Origin of the sequence: Pseudomonas sp. G11 (assembly GCF_029457515.1) — a bacterium.
GTDB classification, from domain to species: domain Bacteria; phylum Pseudomonadota; class Gammaproteobacteria; order Pseudomonadales; family Pseudomonadaceae; genus Aquipseudomonas; species Aquipseudomonas gorinensis.
Genome location: NZ_CP120377.1, coordinates 6,544,972 through 6,566,239, shown reverse-complemented (window position 1 = coordinate 6,566,239; position 21,268 = coordinate 6,544,972). Strand labels below are relative to the sequence as shown.

The 21,268-nt window shown below is 59.4% G+C and carries 15 protein-coding genes and 1 pseudogene; 9 read left to right on the top strand and 7 right to left on the bottom strand.

The annotated features are described in order from the left end of the window. Positions 1–238: 238 nt before the first annotated feature. From P2T68_RS30245 to ltrA, 3 genes are all read left to right on the top strand, one after another. Complete coding sequence (locus P2T68_RS30245; protein WP_003175874.1) at positions 239–535, top strand: co-chaperone GroES; 297 nt, start codon at positions 239–241, stop codon at positions 533–535. Between the two features lie 50 nt (positions 536–585). Continuing rightward, entirely contained in the window at positions 586–2,232 is a 1,647-nt protein-coding gene (gene groL / locus P2T68_RS30240) for a chaperonin GroEL (RefSeq protein WP_024077214.1), read from the top strand. 1,034 nt (positions 2,233–3,266) lie between these two features. Then, positions 3,267–4,958, top strand: a complete 1,692-nt coding sequence (gene ltrA, locus P2T68_RS30235; protein ID WP_071534438.1) for a group II intron reverse transcriptase/maturase — start codon at positions 3,267–3,269, stop codon at positions 4,956–4,958. Positions 4,959–5,132: 174 nt separating this feature from the next. Here ltrA and P2T68_RS30230 read toward each other — a convergent pair whose 3' ends face one another. Both P2T68_RS30230 and P2T68_RS30225 read right to left on the bottom strand, forming a co-directional pair. Then, entirely contained in the window at positions 5,133–5,870 is a 738-nt protein-coding gene (locus P2T68_RS30230) for a phosphatase PAP2 family protein (protein WP_024077213.1), read from the bottom strand. A 49-nt stretch (positions 5,871–5,919) separates the two neighbouring features. Continuing rightward, complete coding sequence (locus P2T68_RS30225; protein ID WP_024077212.1) at positions 5,920–7,869, bottom strand: LTA synthase family protein; 1,950 nt, start codon at positions 7,867–7,869, stop codon at positions 5,920–5,922. Positions 7,870–8,070: 201 nt separating this feature from the next. On the opposite strand from P2T68_RS30225, the gene colR reads away from it, so the two are divergent. From colR to P2T68_RS30200, 5 genes are all read left to right on the top strand, one after another. Next, positions 8,071–8,754: a two-component system response regulator ColR gene (gene colR / locus P2T68_RS30220; protein WP_016975511.1), complete on the top strand. Its 684-nt coding sequence runs from the start codon at positions 8,071–8,073 to the stop codon at positions 8,752–8,754. Further along, on the top strand, positions 8,744–10,024 hold the full coding sequence (locus P2T68_RS30215) for a HAMP domain-containing sensor histidine kinase (protein ID WP_024077211.1): 1,281 nt from the start codon (positions 8,744–8,746) through the stop codon (positions 10,022–10,024). Before colR ends, P2T68_RS30215 begins: the two co-directional genes overlap by 11 nt. 188 nt (positions 10,025–10,212) lie before the next feature. Further along, positions 10,213–10,893, top strand: a complete 681-nt coding sequence (locus P2T68_RS30210) for a class I SAM-dependent methyltransferase (protein ID WP_024077210.1) — start codon at positions 10,213–10,215, stop codon at positions 10,891–10,893. 4 nt (positions 10,894–10,897) lie between these two features. Continuing rightward, positions 10,898–11,617, top strand: coding sequence for a lipopolysaccharide kinase InaA family protein (locus tag P2T68_RS30205; RefSeq protein ID WP_024077209.1), 720 nt, complete (start codon positions 10,898–10,900; stop codon positions 11,615–11,617). Further along, complete coding sequence (locus P2T68_RS30200) at positions 11,614–11,841, top strand: hypothetical protein (protein WP_024077208.1); 228 nt, start codon at positions 11,614–11,616, stop codon at positions 11,839–11,841. The genes P2T68_RS30205 and P2T68_RS30200 overlap by 4 nt, the downstream gene beginning before the upstream one ends. Before the next feature lie 641 nt (positions 11,842–12,482). On the opposite strand, the pseudogene P2T68_RS30195 reads toward P2T68_RS30200, so the two are convergent. The 5 genes and pseudogenes from P2T68_RS30195 to P2T68_RS30175 all read right to left on the bottom strand — a co-directional run. Beyond that, positions 12,483–15,500, bottom strand: a pseudogene (locus tag P2T68_RS30195) (multidrug efflux RND transporter permease subunit); the annotation flags it as partial. After that, positions 15,497–16,642, bottom strand: a complete 1,146-nt coding sequence (locus P2T68_RS30190) for an efflux RND transporter periplasmic adaptor subunit (RefSeq protein WP_277378680.1) — start codon at positions 16,640–16,642, stop codon at positions 15,497–15,499. The gene P2T68_RS30190 and the pseudogene P2T68_RS30195, both read right to left, overlap by 4 nt. 192 nt (positions 16,643–16,834) lie before the next feature. Beyond that, positions 16,835–17,932, bottom strand: a complete 1,098-nt coding sequence (locus P2T68_RS30185; RefSeq protein WP_150295950.1) for a DUF1513 domain-containing protein — start codon at positions 17,930–17,932, stop codon at positions 16,835–16,837. Positions 17,933–17,934: 2 nt separating this feature from the next. After that, positions 17,935–18,999, bottom strand: a complete 1,065-nt coding sequence (locus tag P2T68_RS30180; protein ID WP_277378679.1) for an imelysin family protein — start codon at positions 18,997–18,999, stop codon at positions 17,935–17,937. A 31-nt stretch (positions 19,000–19,030) separates the two neighbouring features. After that, complete coding sequence (locus P2T68_RS30175) at positions 19,031–20,458, bottom strand: di-heme oxidoredictase family protein (RefSeq protein ID WP_277378678.1); 1,428 nt, start codon at positions 20,456–20,458, stop codon at positions 19,031–19,033. A gap of 140 nt (positions 20,459–20,598) precedes the next feature. Between P2T68_RS30175 and P2T68_RS30170 the strand changes: the two genes are divergently transcribed. Further along, complete coding sequence (locus P2T68_RS30170) at positions 20,599–21,162, top strand: NAD(P)H nitroreductase (RefSeq protein WP_024077202.1); 564 nt, start codon at positions 20,599–20,601, stop codon at positions 21,160–21,162. Positions 21,163–21,268: the final 106 nt, after the last annotated feature.

The following is a 21,268-nucleotide window of genomic DNA, read 5'->3' as shown; positions in this document are numbered from 1 at the left end:
CCGACACGGCACCTTCGGGTGCCGTGTTGCTTTTCTGGACTGGCAAACGCAAAAAAATTCATTCCACGCCCCTTGTAATCAGCTGATGCGCCCTTATGTAACGGTCACCGCAAGGTTTCTGGTGGCGACACCAGACAGACTTCCGCGTTTCGCCCAGCGAACCGCGACCGGCACCGCCGGATTTAACCTGCCGGTACTGACACCGGCCGATGAAAAACACAATTAGGAGAGATCGACAATGAGCAAGCTTCGTCCTCTGCACGACCGCGTCGTTATCCGTCGCAGCGAAGAAGAAAAGAAAACCGCTGGCGGTATCGTTCTGCCAGGTTCGGCTGCTGAAAAAGCCAACCACGGTGTGATCGTCGCTGCAGGCCCAGGCAAGACTCTGGAAAACGGTGACGTACGTGCGCTGGCCGTTAAAGTCGGTGACAAAGTCGTATTCGGCCCTTACTCCGGCAGCAACACTGTGAAAGTCGACGGCGAAGACCTTCTGGTTATGGCTGAGAACGAGATTCTCGCCGTTCTGGAAGACTGATTTCCCCGCTCATTTTCCCGTTACTACAAAGTATTTAAGGAATATCGATCATGGCTGCTAAAGAAGTTAAATTCGGCGATTCCGCCCGCAAGAAAATGCTCGTTGGTGTCAACGTCCTGTCTGACGCAGTAAAAGCGACCCTGGGCCCGAAAGGCCGTAACGTGATCATCGAGAAGAGCTTCGGCGCTCCGACCATCACCAAGGACGGCGTTTCCGTCGCTAAAGAAATCGAACTGGAAGACCGTTTCGAAAACATGGGCGCGCAGCTGGTCAAAGACGTTGCCTCCCGTGCCAACGATGACGCAGGCGACGGCACCACCACCGCCACCGTTCTGGCTCAGGCAATCGTCAACGAAGGCTACAAGGCCGTCGCTGCCGGCATGAACCCGATGGACCTCAAGCGCGGCATCGACAAGGCGACCATCGCTATCGTCGCCGAGCTGAAAAAACTGTCCAAGCCTTGCGCTGACACCAAGGCTATCGCTCAGGTAGGCACCATCTCCGCCAACTCCGACAGCTCCATCGGCGACATCATTGCCGAAGCCATGGAAAAAGTCGGTAAAGAAGGCGTGATCACCGTTGAAGAAGGCACTGGCCTGGAAAACGAACTGTCGGTTGTTGAAGGCATGCAGTTCGACCGTGGCTACCTGTCCCCGTACTTCGTCAACAAGCCAGAAACCATGGTTGCCGAGCTGGACAGCCCGCTGATCCTGCTGGTCGACAAGAAAATCTCCAACATCCGCGAAATGCTGCCAGTGCTGGAAGCCGTTGCCAAAGCTGGCCGCCCACTGCTGATCGTTTCCGAAGACGTTGAAGGCGAAGCCCTGGCGACGCTGGTTGTAAACAACATGCGTGGCATCGTCAAAGTTGCAGCCGTCAAGGCTCCAGGCTTCGGCGACCGTCGCAAGGCCATGCTGCAGGACATCGCCGTCCTGACCGGCGGTACCGTTATCTCCGAAGAGATCGGCCTGAGCCTGGAAAGCGCCACCCTGGAAAACCTGGGTAGCGCCAAGCGCGTGACCATCTCCAAGGAAAACACCATCATCGTTGACGGTGCTGGCGTAGACCAGGACATCCAGTCGCGTATCACTCAGATCCGCGCCCAGGTGGCCGAAACTTCCTCCGACTACGACCGTGAAAAACTGCAAGAGCGTCTGGCCAAGCTGTCCGGCGGCGTTGCAGTGATCAAGGTTGGCGCGGGTTCCGAAGTTGAAATGAAAGAGAAGAAAGCCCGCGTTGAAGACGCCCTGCACGCAACCCGCGCAGCCGTTGAAGAAGGCGTGGTACCTGGCGGTGGCGTTGCGCTGATCCGTGCTCTGGAAGCCCTGACTGACCTGACCGGCGACAACGCTGACCAGAACGTCGGTATCGCTGTGCTGCGTCGTGCTGTTGAAGCACCGCTGCGTCAGATCGCTGCGAACTCCGGCGACGAGCCAAGCGTAGTGGTCAACGAAGTCAAGAACGGCAAAGGTAACTACGGTTACAACGCTGCGACTGGCGTCTATGGCGACATGATCGAAATGGGCATCCTGGACCCTACCAAGGTGACTCGTTCCGCGCTGCAAGCGGCATCCTCCATCGGCGGTCTGATCCTGACCACCGAAGCAGCGATCGCTGATCTACCGAAGAAAGAAGGCCAGGCTGGCGGCGGTATGCCAGACATGGGCGGCATGGGTGGCATGGGCGGCATGATGTAGTGCGACGAGAGTCGCTATAGGTAGAAGCACCTAGCGGGCTACATCTTAGGTGATCACCGGTTGAACCGGTGATCACTTTCCCGCAGAAACAGCTTAAAAAACCCGAAGTCCGGGCGTCAAAACCCGGATTTCCGGCACTCACAAGGTGCTTAGAATTCGGCGTAATGTCGCCTATATATCGTGATTTTCTCTCTGGAAATCATCAGAACGATATGCGTACTGAGCTTGCAGATTTTGAATCACTGCGAGGGAGGTATGGGAAATCGTGTCCAAAGAGCTGGCCTGCTCCTATCTATAGGGCGCAAGCCATAGCTGTCATTGTCTCACCCGGAAACCGCAAGGTAGAGGGGCGCGAGACCTTTTGTTCAGCCAAAAGTAGCCTAGGGATAGTGCGTCGCTGGTAACGGCGGGGTGCGAAGCTTCCTGACAATGTAGTCCCATGATTCTGTGGTGTGTGGTCGCCGCGAGGCACCATGCAGACCCTGCGAGCAACACGCGGGTGAGACGCTAGGCTGGTTGGTATGGCCAACGTAAGTGAACTGCTGATAAACACCGTCAACCGCATGGAGCCAAAGTTGCTGATAGGCTTTGACCAAAATGGTGCATGACTGGTTGTCCCTTTTACATCTGGGGGCACGCTGACATTGAGTCATCGGTGAATAGGCAGGGCCTAACCCATCCTTGTGACGGTTATGGAACTCGGTAAGCCCGTATTTTCGCCATTGGCCTGTATGGCAAGGCAGGTCGACCGTGAGGAAGACTGTTGAAAATGCGGGTAGAGGATGTCGGATAAAGCGAATGCCTCCCTGTAATGGGGTTGGATAAGGGCTCTGCCCTGACTGGAAACGGTGCTGACTTCCGACTGGTCTTTGATCGCGAGAAGGCCTGTAAAGCCATCAAGAACAGACGTTTGTCGGTTTGACCGGCTGCGTCTAACTCATAGAAATCCCTTGCGGGGCAGTGTACTCACTCCCCCACAAGGGCGACGTGCGTCTACTGCCCTCTGGGGAAATCTTCTCTGGAGGAAAAGCAAGATGAGTGCGTCTGAAATAGAAGTACCTGCGTCCTCCCATCTGGCCATCAGTTGGCATTCGATAGACTGGGAAACAGGTCATCGACAGGTGCGAGGGCTACAGGTACGGATCGCGAAGGCAGCCAAGAATCAGCAATGGCGGCAGGTGAAAACCTTGCAGCGTATGCTGGTTCGCTCGTTTGCCGCCAAGGTATTGGCGGTTAAACGGGTCACTGAAAACCGGGGTCGCAGGACTCCCGGCGTCGATGGGGAAACCTGGAGCACGCCTGAAAGCAAATGGAAGGCAGTTTTTCGGTTAGAGCGCAGGGGCTACAAGCCCCGGCCACTGCGGCGGATTTACATTCCCAAAGCAAATGGCCAGCGTAGACCGCTGGGGATTCCGACGATGCTGGATCGAGCGATGCAGGCGTTATACCTGCTGGCACTTGAACCGGTGTCTGAGACCACAGCCGACCGAAATTCCTATGGCTTTCGCCCTCACCGTTCCACGGCAGATGCAATCGAGCAATTGTTCGTCAATCTCGGTCGCAAGCATTCTGCGCAGTGGGTCATGGAGGGCGATATAAAGGGATGTTTCGACAACATCAGTCACGACTGGCTGATCACTAACGTCCCGATGGACAAAGTGGTTCTAAGGAAATGGCTGAAAGCGGGATATTTGGAATCCGGTCGATTGAATCCGACAGGGGCGGGAACTCCGCAAGGAGGGATCATCTCGCCCGTATTGGCCAACCTGGCCCTTGATGGACTGGAAAAGGAGCTCGAATCTCGGTTCGGGCAGCGTAATACCAAAGCCAGCTACAAGACCAAGGTCAACTATGTGCGATACGCAGATGATTTCGTCATCACCGGCATCTCGAAAGAGCTGCTGGAAAACGAGGTGAAGCCACTCGTCGAAGCCTTCATGGCCGAGCGGGGGTTGAGCCTTGCGGTGGAGAAAACGTTGTTCACGCATGTATCGGATGGGTTCGATTTCCTCGGTCAGAATATTCGCAAGTACGGTGACAAGCTGCTGATAAAGCCAGCCCACAAGAACGTGAAAGCATTTCTGGCCAAGGTTAAGGCGTTGGTTGAAGCGAACAAAGCGGCACCGGCCAGCCTGTTGATCAAGCAGCTCAATCCAGTTATTCGGGGTTGGGCCAATTATCATCGGCCGATTGTCGCCAAGCAGACCTTCAACTACGTGGATTACAGGATCTGGAAATTGCTATGGCGATGGTGCAGGCGGCGACATCTGAATCGCTGCAAACGTTGGATCAAGGAAAAATACTTCAAGCGCGTGGGAACACGTAGTTGGGTATTCTCCGGGCTACACCCCAGCGGCAAACTGCTCCACTTGTTGTACGCCAGCGATACGCCGATCAAGCGGCACACCAAGATCAAGGCGGAGGCTAACCCATACGCCCCAGAGGACGAGATGTACTTCGAGCAACGGCTGGAATATGCGTGGCGAAGCTCGGACGAGGGGAAGCGGAAGACGCTGACGCTGTGGCTTGGCCAGAGCAAGCGCTGCCCGATGTGCAAGCAGTTGATTACGTTCGAAAGCGGGTGGAACATTCACCATGTTATCGAGCGGCACAAGGGCGGATGCGACGAGCTGGGCAATCTGGTGTTGTTGCATCCCAACTGTCATCGACAGTTACACAGTGCGGCACCGGCTCTTTCAACTGAGAAAGGGCTTACAAAGGCTTGAGCTGTATGCGGGGAAACTCGCACGTACAGTTCTTAGGGGAGGGACGGTCAGTAATGGCCGTTTCTTACCCGACAGCCAGCCTTACCCGGCTAATAAAAACCCCGCCTGCAGCGATGCAGGCGGGGTTTTTTTATGGCCCTCAGGAAACGCCGGCGGTTGAGTGAATGAGCCGGTCTACGGATTCACTGCCTGAGTATTTGCCGCCTCAACGCGTGATGGCCGATAGAGCAACAGGCAGTACAGCCCCAGGCAGATCAGCCAGCAGAAAATCGCCGTCCATACGTTATGGGAAAAGAAGTGCGCGCCTTGCAGCATGCGGCTCACTGAAAAAACGCTACCCAGCGCAACAGCAAAGATGAACGCCTTGCGCGCCATCCGCGGCCGCCGATCCCGTAGTGCAAAGAACCAGGCGAACAGGGCAAACCCGGTAGCCGCATGACCGCCCGGCCAGCAGCGCCCGGGTTTGTCGGTGGGTGGGCGTGGGCTGAGCAGTTCGCTATAGGTTTCCTGGCCGCCGAATTCCTTGAGGCTCCAGGGGCACTGTACGGCAGTGATGGTTTTCAACGGCGAGACGAAGGCGGTGGCCAGGCCCAGGGACAGCACCAGGCACACCAGCTCGCGGCGGTACGGCTTGAGCCGTTGCAGGATGAACGTGCCGATAAGCCCCAGAATTGCCAGCACTGAAAACAGGATCACCAGCTGTTTAGCGCGGTCATGCAGGATGTCTTCGAGGAAGAAGCTGTAGCGGCCGATGAAGCCGCCGTCCGCCGCGTTGTAGAAGCGCTTGGCGAGGTCCATGTCCAGCGATGTCAGCTCCAGTAACAGCATCAGGAGCGCAGCCACGGCGGGGATGCCCAGGCACAGCCAGAAATTGAGAGGTTTGGAAACCGGCACTGCAGAGGTGGATGGCATGGTGAACCCTGGAAAAAAGTCCCGTACTCAGCGGTACGGGACGTTTTGGTTAGCGCGTGCTCAGTGCCGGGGCCTCGTCCTTGGGTGCCCTCCAGCCCAGCAACTGTTGTTTGAAACCGTAGCTCGCGGCCTGGTAGTAGGTAATCGCGCGCTGGATCAGCGGATCATCACTGCCGACCCGCAGTTCCTGGCTCTCACCCAGGGCCTGGTCGTGGCGGCGCAGGCCCTGGCGTGGGCTGAGGATCGCCAGGTCCTTGCCGTCGAATAACCCCAGGTGCTGGTAGTTGCCGACCACTACCCGAGGTGGCAATGGGTTGTCTTGCAGCAGGTTGCGGCCGAAGAAGGTTGACTCGTAGCTCAGGTTGATCAGGCCCAGCAGGGTTGGCGCGAGGTCGATCTGGCTGGCCAGTTGCGCGTTTTCCCGGGCGTCGATCAGCTTGGGTGCATAGATGAACAGCGGAATCTGGTAGTTGATGATGGGCAGGTCTTCCTTGCCCGCGCTGCCGGCGGTGTGGTCGGCGACGAACACGAAGATGGTGTTATCGAACCAGGGTTTCTGGCGTGCAGCTTCCAGGAACTGGCCGATGGCGTGGTCGGTGTACTTCACTGCGCCGTCGCGGCCATTGCCGGATTTGATATCGATGCGCCCGTCCGGGTAGGTGTAGGGGCGATGGTTGGAGGTGGTCATCAGTTGCAGCAAGAACGGCTGTTGCTTGGCGTAGTCGGCATCAGCCAGCTTCAAGGTTTGTTTGTAGAGGTCCTCGTCCGCCATGCCCCAGGCGTTTTTGAAGGAGATTTCCGACTCGGGCACGCTGCTCTGGTCGACCACGCGATAACCGTTGCCGCTGAAGAATGCGTTCATGTTGTCGAAGTAGCCACGGCCGCCGTAGACAAACACGCTGTCATAACCGATGGCACTGAGCTGCTGGCCCAGGCTGGCGAAACCGCTTTCACGGCCAATGCGCTTGACGATAGAGCGCCCAGGCGTCGGTGGAATCGCCAGGGTGATCGCCTCCAGGCCTCGGTCGGTACGGGTACCGGTGGCGTAGAAGTTATTGAAATACAGGCTTTGTTGGCGCAGTGCATCGAGGTTGGGCGTAAGGTTGCGCCCGTCGCCATTGCTGCCCATGTACTTGGCGCTGAAGCTTTCAATGGTCACCAGCACGATATTGGGTTTGCGCAACGTGCCTGGGTTGGTGATGGCGCGGCGGACATCCAGCGGGTCCTGGCCGATAAAACGGGCATTCGGTTCGCTGAGTTCGGCGCGCAATTGCTTGGCCACCACGTCGGTCGACAGGCTTTTATAGAACTGCGAGTAATCCAGCTCGTTGTTACGGAACGCGGCGAAGAACTGATAGGGGCCATTGCTCGCCAGTTCGTTCATGTAGGCATTGCCGCCCTGGGCGCGTGGGCTGTCCTGGCTGATCAGTTGCAGGCTCAGACCGGCGACGACCAGCAACGCCAGGGCATTCAGCAGGCGGCCACGCATCGGCGGCAGTGGTGCGTTCAGCGCGGCATTGAACGGTTTGCGCAAGGCCAGGCTCAGCACGATGGCGAGCATTGCCAGCAAGCTGAGCAACTTGCCGATCGGGTAGGACTCCAGCAGGTTATTCAATACCTCGTTGGAATACACCAGGTAGTCGACGGCGATAAAGTTGAAGCGCACGCCGAATTCATCCCAGAACAGCCATTCGGCCACTGAGGTAAACAGCATTGCAAACACGCTGATGGTGAGCACCGCTTGCAGGAACCAACGGTGACCGCGGCGACGCCACAGCGCCGGTGGGCACAGCAGCAGGTACAAGCCCAAGGGCAGGGCGGCGTAGGTCAGGAAACCCAGGTCGTACAGCAAACCCACGCCGAACACTGGCAGCAGATTGCCGCCGACTTCATCCAGGTGAGTGACGAGCAGCACACTGCGTGTGAGCAGGAAAATAACCAGCCAGGTACCCGTTACCAGCAGCAGATAGCGCATAGGCGCTGTTTTGAGAAACCCCATGTCATCTTCCTTATATCAATGGGTGGCGATCTTCGGCCTGACACTGTAGTCAGTTTGTGAAGCTATAGTGAAAAACTCGTTGGTTTATTTAATCGGTTGAAAACCTTTATCGACGCGCCCCTCAGCTCTATCCCTGCGTCCCACTTGGCCTTAAGCTGCGCGAGCCAACACGGTCGTCACGAAAGTACGGAGACACTGCCCATGCGAATTTTATTGGTTGAAGACAACCGCGATATTCTGGCCAACCTGGCGGATTACCTGGGCCTCAAGGGCTACACCGTGGACTGCGCGCAGGACGGTTTATCGGGCCTGCACCTGGCCGCCACCGAGCATTACGACCTGATCGTGCTCGACATCATGCTGCCTGGCATCGATGGCTACACCCTGTGCAAACGCCTGCGCGAAGACGCGCGGCGTGATACGCCGGTGATCATGCTCACCGCCCGTGACCAGCTGGATGACCGGCTGCAGGGCTTCAAGTCCGGCGCCGATGACTATCTGCTCAAGCCGTTCGCCCTGTCGGAGCTGGCTGCCCGCATTGAAGCCGTGCTGCGCCGTGCCCAGGGTGGTGGGCGGCGGGCCCTGCAGGTGGCCGACTTGCATTACGACCTCGATACCCTGGAAGTCACCCGCGAAGGGCGCCTGCTCAAACTCAACCCGGTGGGCCTGAAGCTGCTGGCGGTATTGATGCAGAAAAGCCCTCACGTGCTGCGTCGGGAAATTCTCGAAGAAGCGCTGTGGGGCGACGATTGCCCGGACAGTGACAGCCTGCGCAGTCACGTCCACCAGTTGCGCCAGGTGATCGATAAACCGTTCGCCAAGCCATTGCTGCAAACCGTGCACGGCGTGGGTTACCGCCTGGCCGAGGGTCGTGATGGAGTTTAAGCAGAGCCTTGCCCAGCGCATCATCATCGCCTTTGCCTTGATGAGCGCATTGGTAGCGGGGGCCTTCGCCATGGGCATCGTCGCGACGGTGCACCTGGTGGAAGAGAAGCTGATATCGGCTGGCCTGGGTGGCGATCTGCAGCGCCTGCTGCTGATGGACAGCGTCGAAGACTGGAGCCACCGACCCGAGCCGGACCAGCTGTTCTATTTCAGCGGCGGGCGCGGGGACTTTGAGCTACCCAAGGACCTGCGGCACCTGGAGCCGGGGTTCCATGAAGTGTTCCGCGAGGCGCTGTCGTATCACGCCATGGTCGAAGTGGTGGATGGCCGGCGCTATGTGCTGCTGCAAGACCAGAGTGACTTTGAGGAACGTGAGCGCGTGTTGTTTGCCGTGGTGCTGGTGGGCTTCGTGCTCAGCCTGGCACTGGCAGTCTTCCTCGGCTGGGTGTTGGCCCGCAAGGTCATGGCCCCGGTGGTGCGACTGGCGCGCCAGGTTCGCCATCGCGACCAGTTGCTCGGCCTGGCGCCGCCCTTGGCGCCGGATTATGCCGCTGATGAAGTGGGCGAGTTGGCAGTGGCCTTTGATGCCACGTTGGGCCGTCTGCGCCAGGCATTGTCCCGTGAGCAGTTGTTCACCAGCGATGTCAGCCACGAGTTGCGCACACCCTTGATGGTACTGGCCAGTTCCTGCGAACTGCTGTTGGAAAACCCGGCCATCGACCAGCGCGGCCGTAACCAGGTGCTGCGCATCGCACGGGCCTGTGAAGAAATGCGCGAGCTGGTCCAGACCTTCCTGATGCTGGCACGCGCCCAGCACAACGATGCCACCATGTCGCCGCGGGTGACCCTCACCCAGGTGGCGGACGATTTGCTGGGCATCTGGCGCGAACCTATCGAGCAAAAGGGGCTGGAGTTGATCTATCAACCGGGCAACCCCCTGGACACCCGCTACAACACCACCTTCCTGCACGCGGTGATGGGCAACCTGTTGCGCAACGCCCTGCATTACACCGAACGGGGCTTTATCCGCCTCACGCTGGAGCCCAGTGGTTTCGTGGTGGAGGATTCCGGTGTCGGCATTCCCGAAGACAAGCGCGAGGCGATGTTCGAGCCTTTTGTGCGTGGCAGCGAGAAGCGCGGCGAAGGCCTTGGCCTGGGCTTGTCCCTGGTGCAGCGCATCTGTGAGAACCAGGGCTGGAGCGTCAGCCTGAGCACCATGGAACCCAACGGTTGCCGCTTTCATGTCGAGTTGAGCCAGGTCAAACCTTGACCGCCCACCCTGCCGCTATGCTGCGGCAGATTCCCCGCTGTTCGGCGAAGATGGCCCCGTGCTACTGACTGTATCTGTAAAATTTTGAAATGTATGAGATTGGACAGGACAAGTTTTTCACACTTGGTTGACCTGTTGATCACAGTTAGCTGCCTAAGGTTGTAGGCATCAGTAACTGGAGATCAGCGATGCCTACCCCGATCAAGCTCGAATTTTCTGAAAAATACGACGATCAGCACGCGCAGAATTATTTGCTCAAGCATCAGGACAATTTGGCTCGCCGGTTGTCCCACAAACGTGACGAGCAATTGGCGCGCGGCGCACTGGCCATGGCCGGTGAACCGGGGCTGGTTCTGGACTTGCCTTGCGGGGCTGGGCGCTTCTGGCCGCTGCTGGCCGAAAAACCCAACCGCGTGATTATCGGTGCCGACAATTCGGAGTCGATGTTGAAGGTTGCGATGCACGCGCAACCGGCGGACGTGGTCAAACGGGTACGACCCTTGCAGACATCTGCCTTCGATATCGATTTACCCGATAACTCGGTCGATAGCATCTTCTGTATGCGCTTGATGCATCACATTGGTGATCCTGAGCACAGGCTGGCGATACTGCGCGAATTTCAGCGTGTAACCCGCGACAGCGTGATCATCTCGCTGTGGGTGGATGGCAACTTCAAGGCCTGGAAACGTAAGCGTGCCGAAGTAAAACGTCGTAAGAAAGGTGAGCAGGAAGGTTACCAAAACCGATTTGTGTTACCGGCTGCTACTGTTGAGGCAGAGTTTGAGCAGGCCGGTTTCCGTGTTCAGGAATCCCTGGACTTCATCCCGCTCTACGCCATGTGGCGGGTGTACGTATTGCGCAAGAGGTAACAGGATGGCAGTTGAGTGCGTAGCAGGCAGTCACGTAGCTCCCGAAGAGCGATTTGATTATTTCTGGCGCCAGCAGGGCGAATGGGTCGAAGAGCCCAATCGTCGGCGCGGTGGTGAAAGTGGTGTGCAGCGGGTGGTGGGCCCCAATGGGCGCTTGCTCTACAGCAAACGTCAGACCGGGCATATCTACCGCAGTTGGCTGCATCCTTTTGGACGTCCCACCGTGTTGCGCGAGCGCGATGCCCTCAAGGGCCTGCGCTTGCTGAATGTGCGCGTACCGGAAATGGTGTTCTGCGAGGCACGTCGTGATCCGGAGCACCAATGGAAGGCATTGTTGGTGACCGCTTCGCTGGATGGCTTCGATGAAATCGAAAAGTGGTACGCCGCCGGTGGCCGTGAACAGTACGGCGAAGTAGTCCATGAGCGCCTGCTCAAGGAAGTGGCGACAACCCTGGCGCGTATGCACAAGGGGCGCTGGCAACATGGTTGCCTGTACATCAAGCACATTTTTGCGCGGGTCACCGGCGAAGGCGACTCGGCCACCGTGGAAGTGGCATTGCTGGATTTTGAAAAGTGTCGCCAGCGCCTGACCGCCTATCGGGCAGCGTCCCACGATATGCTGCAATTGCGCCGCCATTCGTCGTGGAGCGATAGCGACTGGGAAAAACTCAGCTACTTTTACGAGACGGCGTTTGGCAGCGCTATCAAGGGTTTAACCAAATGAAGCTAGAAATAGCACGAGGTCTGTTCCTGGTGGGGGCATTGGGCATTGCAGCCTTGGCCCTGGTCGCCTGGGAACAACCTCGCACACAAGTACTCAGCGCGGTGCAAAGCGGCGGGCAATGCCTGTTGCCGCGCGTCGCCAAGGCGAGTGTGGCGGTCAAGCCTGACCACGAGTTACTGCTGTTTATGTTTGGAATGTCTCAAGGGATGAGGCCGCAAAGTTGAAACGATTGAAACCCCCGGAAAGGGCCTTGCGATGCGAGGCCCTTTTTTTTTGGGGTGTGCCCCAGGCATGGCGCGTTGCGCGAAGCACAACCAGCTTGGCTGTGGCGGTGCTTTCGACGGCGCTATCGAGTGGTACCCGCGGTTGGCGGCTCTTCACTATCTGCCCGGACTCGAGCGGCATATCCTTGATTGCCCGCGCAATCAGCAGACTCAGGTTCACGCCCTTCAAGGCCTTCCGTGTACTCACTGATGGTCAGCGTGGTTGCCTGGGCTGCGCGACGGCCATCGCCACGACGACACTCTCTGGCGGTTTGGGCCTGGAACAGACCGGGATCAGCAGGTAGATAGAAAAGGCCGTGTAATCCGCCCGTGGCAGGGCGATCAGCCGCACCACACCCCCTACGATCAACCTGCGGCGGCATGGCACCTTCCGGTTCCTTGGACGGATTGGGGCCGACGAATCGAAACGTTACTCCGTCTTTCCCAGGGGGGCCCGCTGGCAATGTTGACAGGCCTGGCAGGGGGGCCGGCAGCGCATGGCTGAGTAGCAGCGGCGCTTGAGGAAGGATCTCAAGCCGGCCGTAGCCTCCGAAGGGTGAGGGATACACCGGCAGCGGCAAGATACTGCCGGGTAGCATTCCGGGTTTTGCCAGCAGGGTGTAGATGCAGGGCAGTACAAATAAGGTGAACAGGGTGCCCACGGACATGCCGGTGGCAATCACCAGGCCGATATCGAATCGGCTGACCGCCCCGGCACCGCTGGCCAGGATCAACGGCACGACGCCCAGGACGGTGGCGAGGGTGGTCATCAGAATCGGACGCAGACGCGTCGCGGCGGCTTGTTCGACAGCTTCGCGAATCGTTAACCCCTGCTCTCGGCGCAACTGGTTGGCGAATTCGACGATCAGGATTCCATGTTTGCTGATCAGGCCAATCAGCGTGACCAAGCCTATCTGTGTATAGATGTTCAGGCTCGACCATCCCAGGAACAGGGCGACCAACGCCCCGCAGACCGACAGCGGTACGCTGACCAGGATCACCAGTGGGTCGCGAAAGCTCTCAAACTGGGCGGCCAGTACCAGGCCGATGATCGCCAGTGCCAGGCCAAAGCTGCCCCATAACGCGCCGCCTTCCTGAACGAACTGACGCGTGGCGTTGCTGTAGTCAAAGGTAAAACCGGGTGGGGCTTCCTCTTGCGCAATGTCGCGCAGGGTGTCGATGGCGTCGCCCATGCTGACAATCGGGAAACCCGCGATCAGTACTGAGTTCATTTGTTGGAACTGATTGAGCTGGCGTGGTCGTGCTTTCTGTTCGGACACCGTGATCAGCGTGGACAGGGGCAGCAACTGTCCTTTGGCGTTTTTGACGTAGTAGTGGTTCAGCCAGTCTGGCGTGTTTCGGAACGCTTGTTCGACCTGGGCAATCACTTTGTAATGACGGCCATCCATGCTGAATCGGTTGATTTCTGTCTCCGCCAGCAGTGTCGACAAGGTCAGCCCCAGGTCTTGCATCGAAACACCCATCTGCGACGCCTTGTTTCGGTCAATGTCGATCACGACTTCTGGCCGGTCGAAGGCCAGGTCGATGTCGACGTAAGCGAATTTTCCTGAGTCGATGGCGCGTTGTTTGACCCGTTCCGCTACATCGAGCAGTGACTGATGATCGCCGGGCGTACTGATCACGAAACCGAAGGGCAGGCCTTCACCGGTGCCCGGTAGGGCGGGCAGGTTGAAGGCAAGTACCTGAAGGCCGGGAATGCTGTCCAGTTTCTCGCGCAACTGTTCCAGTATCTGCATCGAAGTACGCTCACGTTCCCCCCAGGGTTTGAGCAGGAAGCCGCCGATGCCCGATTGCGCGCCGTTCAGGCCGTTGATCTGGAACGACCCCTGATACTCGGCGAGTGTCTCGAACAGCGACGTGAAGTCCTTGGTGTGGGCGTTCAAATAGGCGAGGTTGGAGGCTTGCGGCGCTTGGGTGAGCATAAAGACAACGCCTTTGTCCTCATCCGGCGCCAGCTGTGAAGGCGTGAACATGAGCATCGCCGGGATCAGGAGCATAACGATCAGAGCGAACACCAGTACAACCGGGCGTGCATTCAGCACCTCTTGCAGGAGGCGTAGATAACGCTGTTTCAGGCGTTCGAAAATGCGATCCAGCGTCAGTGCGAACCCTTGGGAAGGCTTCCCCTTGCGTAGCAACAGTGCGCACATCATCGGTGACAGGGTCAGTGCCACGATGCCGGATATCACCACGGCCCCGGCCAGGGTCAAGGCAAACTCCTTGAACAGCGAGCCCGTCAGCCCCTGCAAAAAAACGATGGGGGCATAGACCGCCGCGAGCGTAATCGTCATGGCGATGACCGGGGCGCATACTTCCCGAGCCCCTATGATCGCGGCCTTGAAGGGGGACCAGCCATTTTCAATGTGCCGATGAATGTTTTCCATCACCACAATGGCGTCATCCACCACCAGCCCGATGGCCAAGACCATGGCCAACAGTGTCAGGCCGTTGATGGAGTAGCCCATCAGTTGCATGAAAAACATCACCCCGATCAAGGATAAGGGGATGGTGACGATGGGAATAATCACCGAGCGCAGTGTGCCCAGGAACAGGAACACCACGATCACCACGATCAGTACGGCCTCCAGCAGCGTGGTCACGACTTCGTCGAGGGAGGCTTGGATAAACTGCGTGGAGTCAAAGGCAATATCGGCCGCCAGATCGGGCGGCAGCTGTGATTGCAGCGCGAGAATGAACTCACGCACCTGCTCGCCGAGCTCAAGAGGGTTGGCGTCCGGTGCAGGCTTGATGCTGATATAGGTGGCAGGCATGCCATTGAATGAACTGAAACTGTTGTAGTTTTCCGCCCCGATCTCCACCCGTGCCACGTCACCGAGGCGAACCTGGCTGTCATTCGTACTTTTCAAGGTGATCGCCTCGAAATCCTCGGCCGTGCGCAGCAGCGTATTGGCATGGACGCCGGTGACGACATAGGCACCCGTGACCTCACCGGCTGTCGACTGCACGTTGTAGCTATTGACGGCCTGGCTCACATCGCTGGCGCTCAAGCCGAAGCCGGCGAGCCTGATGGGGTCCAGCCACAGGCGCATGGCGCGGGTTTGATTGCCGATGATTTCTGCGTCTGCCATGCCGGGCAGCGTCGACAGTCGGGGTTGTACCACCCGTTGCAGGTAGTCGGCGACTTGGGCGCTACTCATCGTATTGCTGGAGAAGCTCAGGTACATCAAGGCGGTCGTATCCGTCGCGACTTTGCTCAGTACCGGGTCTTGCGCCTCGCGGGGCAGTTGGTTGCGCACTTCGTTGATCTTGGCCAGCAACTCGGTAAACAAGCGATCGCTGTCGGCGCCGGTACGGCTGTGCAGAGTAATCACCGAGACATTCTGGCGGCTCGTGGACTTCATGTAGTCGATGCCTTCAGCGCCTGCCAGGCTTTTCTGAAGTGGCTGCGTGACAAGGCTCTGAATAGTTTCGGCGTTGGCTCCCGGGTACAGGGTCGTCACGGTGATCTGGGCATTTTCCATTTGCGGGTATTGGCGCAGGGGTAATTGGTGGTAGCCCTGCAGCCCCAGCAACAGGATCAACAGGCTGACCACCATGGCGAGTACCGGGCGGCGAATAAACAGATCGGTAAATCTCATGGTGCGGCACCGTTGTCGCCAGAGAAGAGCGGGGCGTGCGGCGACAGGTTCCTGTCGGCGCTGACGATGACGGGGGCGCCATGTTTGAGCTTGAGTTGGCCCGCCGTGACCACCTGTTCACCGGGCGCCAGCCCCCTGGTGATGATCACCTGGCCATTGCGCCGCTCGCCGGTCTCTACCGGGCGTTGTTTGGCGGTCAGTACCGTGCCGGCGGTTTCAGGGGCAGCCTCGTGTGGCGATACAACATAAACATACTGGCCAGCAGGGCTATAGCTGATTGACTCCTCTGGAACGACGACCTGCGGCGTTGGCTGTGCCAGTTGCACCTGCAAACTGGCGAACATGCCCGGCAGTAAACGGTTGTGCGGGTTGGGCAGGGTCGCCCGGACCCTGACATTCCGGGTACTGTCATCGACGATGGGGTTGATGGCGCTGACCAGGCCAAGGGTGTGCTGCCCGGGGCGCGCAGACACTTCAACCTGTACTGATTGGCCTATTTCAATGAACTGGACCGCTTGCTCGGGTACGTGGAAGTCGACGTAAAGGCTGCTGGTGTCTTGCAGGCTTGCGATCACTGCCGTGCTTTGCAGGTAGTCGCCGATATTGACCTGGCGAATGCCGATGGTGCCACTGAAAGGGGCGGTGATATGTTTCTTTTCCAGCGCTGCGGTGTACTGCTTGACCAGCGCATTGTGTCGATTGAACTCGGAGGAGAGCCGATCAAACTCACCTTTTGAGATCGCCTGACTGTCCACCAGCATCTGGCCGCGCTCGAAATTCTGTCGGGCCAGGCTACGGTTTGCCAGGGCGATGTCCCGCTGCGCCGTCTCCATCTGGTTTTCCAATTGCAACAAGGATTGCCCGGCTGTAACGGCTTGTCCGGACTCGAAATGCACCTGCGTGACGACACCAGGCACTTCGATACTCAGATCGATTCCCTTAAGCGCTTTGAGACTGCCAGCCGCCGGCAGTTGGCGCTGCCAGAGCTGCGTGACGACCGGCGCCACCGATACGCTGGCGGGCGGCTTGGGGGCATTCAGACGTGCCAGTTGTTGGTTGATCCAGAACGCTTTGTAGCCCGCTAGCATCGATACCACGACGAGAACGACACCAAGCATCGCGAACATGCGGCGGCCAGGCATAGATGGCTCCTTGGGTAACAATGACGAAGGCGTCGATTGTTATTAGGGCCGTAGGGGCGGGTAAGCCGAAAAATCCCCTTTGGATGAAGGGCATATAGCTATCAGAAGAAGGAAACCTTTCTGCTTCTTGTAGGAATATACCCGCCAGGCAGTGCCGCCAGCGGGTATGTGAGCACTCTGCCGAGAGCGGCGTCAGATCAGGTGGAGATGGTTATCCCAGAGCCCAGCCGGCAACTCCAACGGTTTTGCCAGCAACTCTTGCTGGCGGCAATCGTAAAAGCGGCAACGGCCTTGGCCTGACGTGACGACAAACCCATCCGCCACCGCCCCGACACCGGCGCAGTCCGGCAACGGAGCGTCCAGGCGCAGTTCAGCGCTGTCGATGTCCCAGATAAAGAAGCGGTTACCCCGTGGGGCGGTCAATGCCACCAGGCGCAACTCACTGTGCACCGCGACGCTGGCGGTGTAATGACCCATTGCCTGCAACTGTTCATCCGCCACTGGAAACGCCACGAACGGTTGCCCTGGGCGCTTGATCGCCAGCAACTCGGAACGCTCCTGGGACGGCCCCATGAACTGTTGCCCGGTAAGGACGGTGCCATCATTGGCGATGCCCATATGGCGCACGCTGTTCATCTGCTGCCCGAGGGTTTCTTTGCTGATCAGCGTACCGTCGCGCTGCATCAGCACCAGGCTCGGTTCCATGGCATTGAGGTTCATCTCCACGCGGCTTTCGGCTTCGGTGCGAATGCCGCCGTTGGCGACGACCAGGGTTTCGCCGTCGGGCATCCACGACACCTGGTGCGGGCCGATACCGTGGGTGGATAGCTCACCGCTGTGCACCAGGCGCTCGCCTTCGAACCTGTAGACACCGAGCAGGCCACGGCCGGGGTCGGACGTGTCGTTCTCGGTGGCGTACAACCAGTCGCCGCTCTTGTGGATCACCGCATGGCCATAGAAGTGGCGATTGGCATGGGAGGTGACAGTCTGCAGCAGCGCGCCGTCGCGCAGGTCGATCAGGTAACTCTCGGTGCCCGGGCGACGGGCGACGAACAGCGCTATAGGCAGCGTCGGGTGGTTGATGATGTCGTGGCAGCGCTGGCCGACCTGGGTGGCAAACACCCGCTGGCCGTCCAGGCGATAGCCCACGGCGTAGTGCTTGCCGTCTGCATCATCGCGTGCCGACAGCAGCAGTGGGCCCTTGTCCTTCTGCTTGAACAACGTCCAGCCACCCAACGTCACTGCGCTGAGCAGCAGGCTACCCATCGCCAAAGCTTGTCGCCTGAGCATCATCAGTCACCGTCGTTGGCGTTGAAGCCCAGTTGGATGCCCAGCGCCTTGGCCAGTTCGCCTTCGTGCAGGCGGTGGACGACGTTGAGGCTGTCATAGATATCGTTAAGCTGCTGGCGGCCGGCATCATCGGCCAACAGGTCGTTCAGCGTGCGCTGGTTGCTGGCGAACAGTTTCAGGGCGGCGGCATAGGCGGCGTCGATCTTGTCGGCCAAGGGCTTCTGCGCTGACGGCAACAGGCCACGCAGGCCCTTGTTGTCGACCCCGACCCATACGGTCTGGGCGGCGGCCAGGCTGGCTTCCAGGCTTTGCAGGGACGATTGGCTGCGCCACATATCGGCCTGGAACGGTTGCGCAATGCCCTTGGTCTGGCGGCCCATCGGCGTGCCAAGTTTTTTCTTCAGGGTGTCCAGGGCGGTAACCTGCGCACGCAACAGGTCGGCGATGGCTTCGTGGGAGTCGGCATAGCGCTGGTTCGGAAACTTGCTCATCTGCGCGAGCATGCCGTCGGTGCTGTTCCAGCTCGCCAGGATCTCTTCGGCCAGGGCTTTCTGGCGCTCGCCAATCGCCACCAGCAGCGGGCAGTAACGGGCTTTCTGCGCGTCGTCGGCGAGGTCGGTCTTGGCGTCGTAGAGGATGTATTCATAGGCCGACAGGCCCTGCACCACTACGCTGGACTTGGCCAGGGTGGCCGCATCGATCTGTGGCTGGGCGCTGACCAGTTGCTCGACCTGGCGGCCCACCAGGTTTTTCTTGTCTGGCCAGAACTGCACCTGCCACGAACGGTTGCCCTCGGCCAGTGGGCCGATCAGCAGCGGTTGCAACTCGGCCCAGGCCTTTTGCGCGTGAAGGAAGTCGGCGCGCGCGGTATCCAGGCTTTCTTTGCCTTGGCAGTAGGCCAGGGCGCTGACGGCCAGTTGACGGTCGGCTTCGACCCAGCGGCTATACGTTGGCAGGATCACTTGCTTGGCGATCGCCGCCGAGGTCACGGCTTGCGGGTCTTGAGGCGAGCAGGCGCCGAGGGCGAGGGCGGCCAGGCTGGTGAACAACAACTTGGGACGGAACATGTCGAGCTCCCTTCTGTAATGGGGGTGACGCTTATAAAGAGTTCAGGAACGCCAGCAACGCAGCGCGCTGTTCGGCATTGAAGGACAACACATGCTGCTGCGCCGCCTGTGCTTCACCGCCGTGCCAGAGCACGGCCTCCAGCAGGTTGCGGGCGCGGCCGTCATGCAAGAACTGGGTGTGGCCACTGACGGTTTGCGTCAGGCCGATGCCCCACAACGGCGGGGTGCGCCAGTCGCGGCCGCTGGCCTTGAATTCGGTACGGTGATCGGCCAGGCCTTCGCCCATGTCGTGCAACAGCAGGTCGCTGTAGGGGCGGATCACCTGGTTGGCCAGTTCAGGTTCGGCGGCGTTGGCCGCCGTGGTGAAGGCCGGAGCATGACAGCCCTGGCAACCGGCCTGGTAAAACAGGTTTTTCCCGGCCAGGACTTGCGGCGCATTGACGTCGCGGCGTGCGGGCACGGCAAGGTTGCGGGTGTAGAACAGCACCAGGCGCAGGATATTGTCGCTGACTTCGGGTTCGCCATCGGGGCCGTTGCCGTTGGGCGCCTGTTTGCAAGCCACTTGGGCGTCGGTGCAGTCATCGAAGGGCCTCAGGGAGGTCGTGAGGCCCATATCACCGGAAAATGCGTGAACATTTTGTTGATTGAGATTGGGTTGCCCGGCTTTCCAGCCGAAACGCCCGAGGACGGTCTTGCGCTGGGCATCGTCCCAGACCCAATTGGCCCGGCCGACGATGGCGCCTTTGGCGGCGGTCTTCGGGTCGGTGTTGCGCAGGATATCCGCATCAGGGATGGCTTCGAGCAACCCCAGGCCGATCATCGGCGGGGCGATACGCGCGGAAACACGCGTATCGGGGTGCATCGGCCCGTAGCCGAGCTGGGTGATGCGCAGGTCCGGCTTGCGCAACTCGACCACGGTACCGTCCTTGAACGTCACATTGACCGGCGTGTAGTCGACCCGCACCTTGCCTTCCGGCACCACCCCAGGCACGGCCATATCCTGCAATTGCCCGCCGTAGACCGGCTCGGGCACGACGCCGAGCTGCTCGATCACCTTGGCGTAAGGCGGCGTATCCGGGATCGACAGGCGCACCAGCATCGACACCGCATTCGGTGCATCGGGCAACGGTGGGTGGCCACGGCCGTCCTTGATATGGCAGTTCTGGCAGGCGTTGGTATTGAACAGCGGGCCCAGGCCATCGCGCGCGGTGGTGGTGGAGGGCGCGATCACCCAGGGGCTGCGGAAGAAACTGTTGCCGACGCTGAAATCCAGGCGACGGGTCGGCGCCAGGTTGGCCGAGGGCAGGGAGAACGCGTTCTGGTCGCGTTTGTTCACCGTCGTCGCGCCGCCGGCTCGTGCTTCACCGGGCTCGGCCTGGGTGAAGTGCGGGGCGTCGTCGCACGCGGTCAGGCTCAAGGCCATTAATGCGGCAGACAGGCGGAATAACAGACGGAACATCGAGTTTCCCGGACGAAGGCTGAAAATCAGGTCGCAAAGTCTAACAGGGCGGGGCAGTTTGAATAAGAGCAATTATCGTTTGATGGCATCCCGATTCATTCCCGTTAGAATGACCGCACATTTTTTTCTGGAGGTGGCCAATGCAGGCTCTCGACGCTTTGCTCAACCGTGTTTCCGTGCCGCGCTTGCTGGAGCCTGCACCGACCCAGGAGCAGCGCGATGTGCTGTTCGCCGCCGCCATGCGTGCGCCCGACCATGGCCAGTTGCGCCCTTGGCGTTTCCTGACCGTCGAAGGCGCGGCCCGTGAGCAGATGGGCACGTTGCTGGCCGAAGCCGCGCGCCTGCAGGACCCCGACGCACCGCAAGCGCTGATCGACAAGGCCCAGAATGGCCCGTTGCGCGCGCCGCTGGTGGTGGTGGTGATTGCTCGCCTGCAGGAACACTTCAAGGTGCCGAAATCGGAGCAGTTGCTGGCGGCGGCTTGTGCAGCCCACGGCATTCTGCTGGCGGCCTATGCCCAGGGGATTGGTGCGGTGTGGCGCACGGGTGAGTTGTCGTACTCGGCCCACGTGGCCAAGGGCCTGGGGCTGACGGCGGATGAGGAAGTGATTGGCTTCCTCTATTTGGGTACACCGCAGAATCCGCCGCGTACGGCAGCTAAAGAAGACCTGACGCAGTTTGTCAGCGCCTGGACCGGTCTTTAAGGCAAGCAAGTGTGATCCAAATGTGGGAGGGGGCTTGCCCCCGATAGCGGTGTGTCATTTATAGATAAGTTGACTGACACTCAGCCATCGGGGGCAAGCCCCCTCC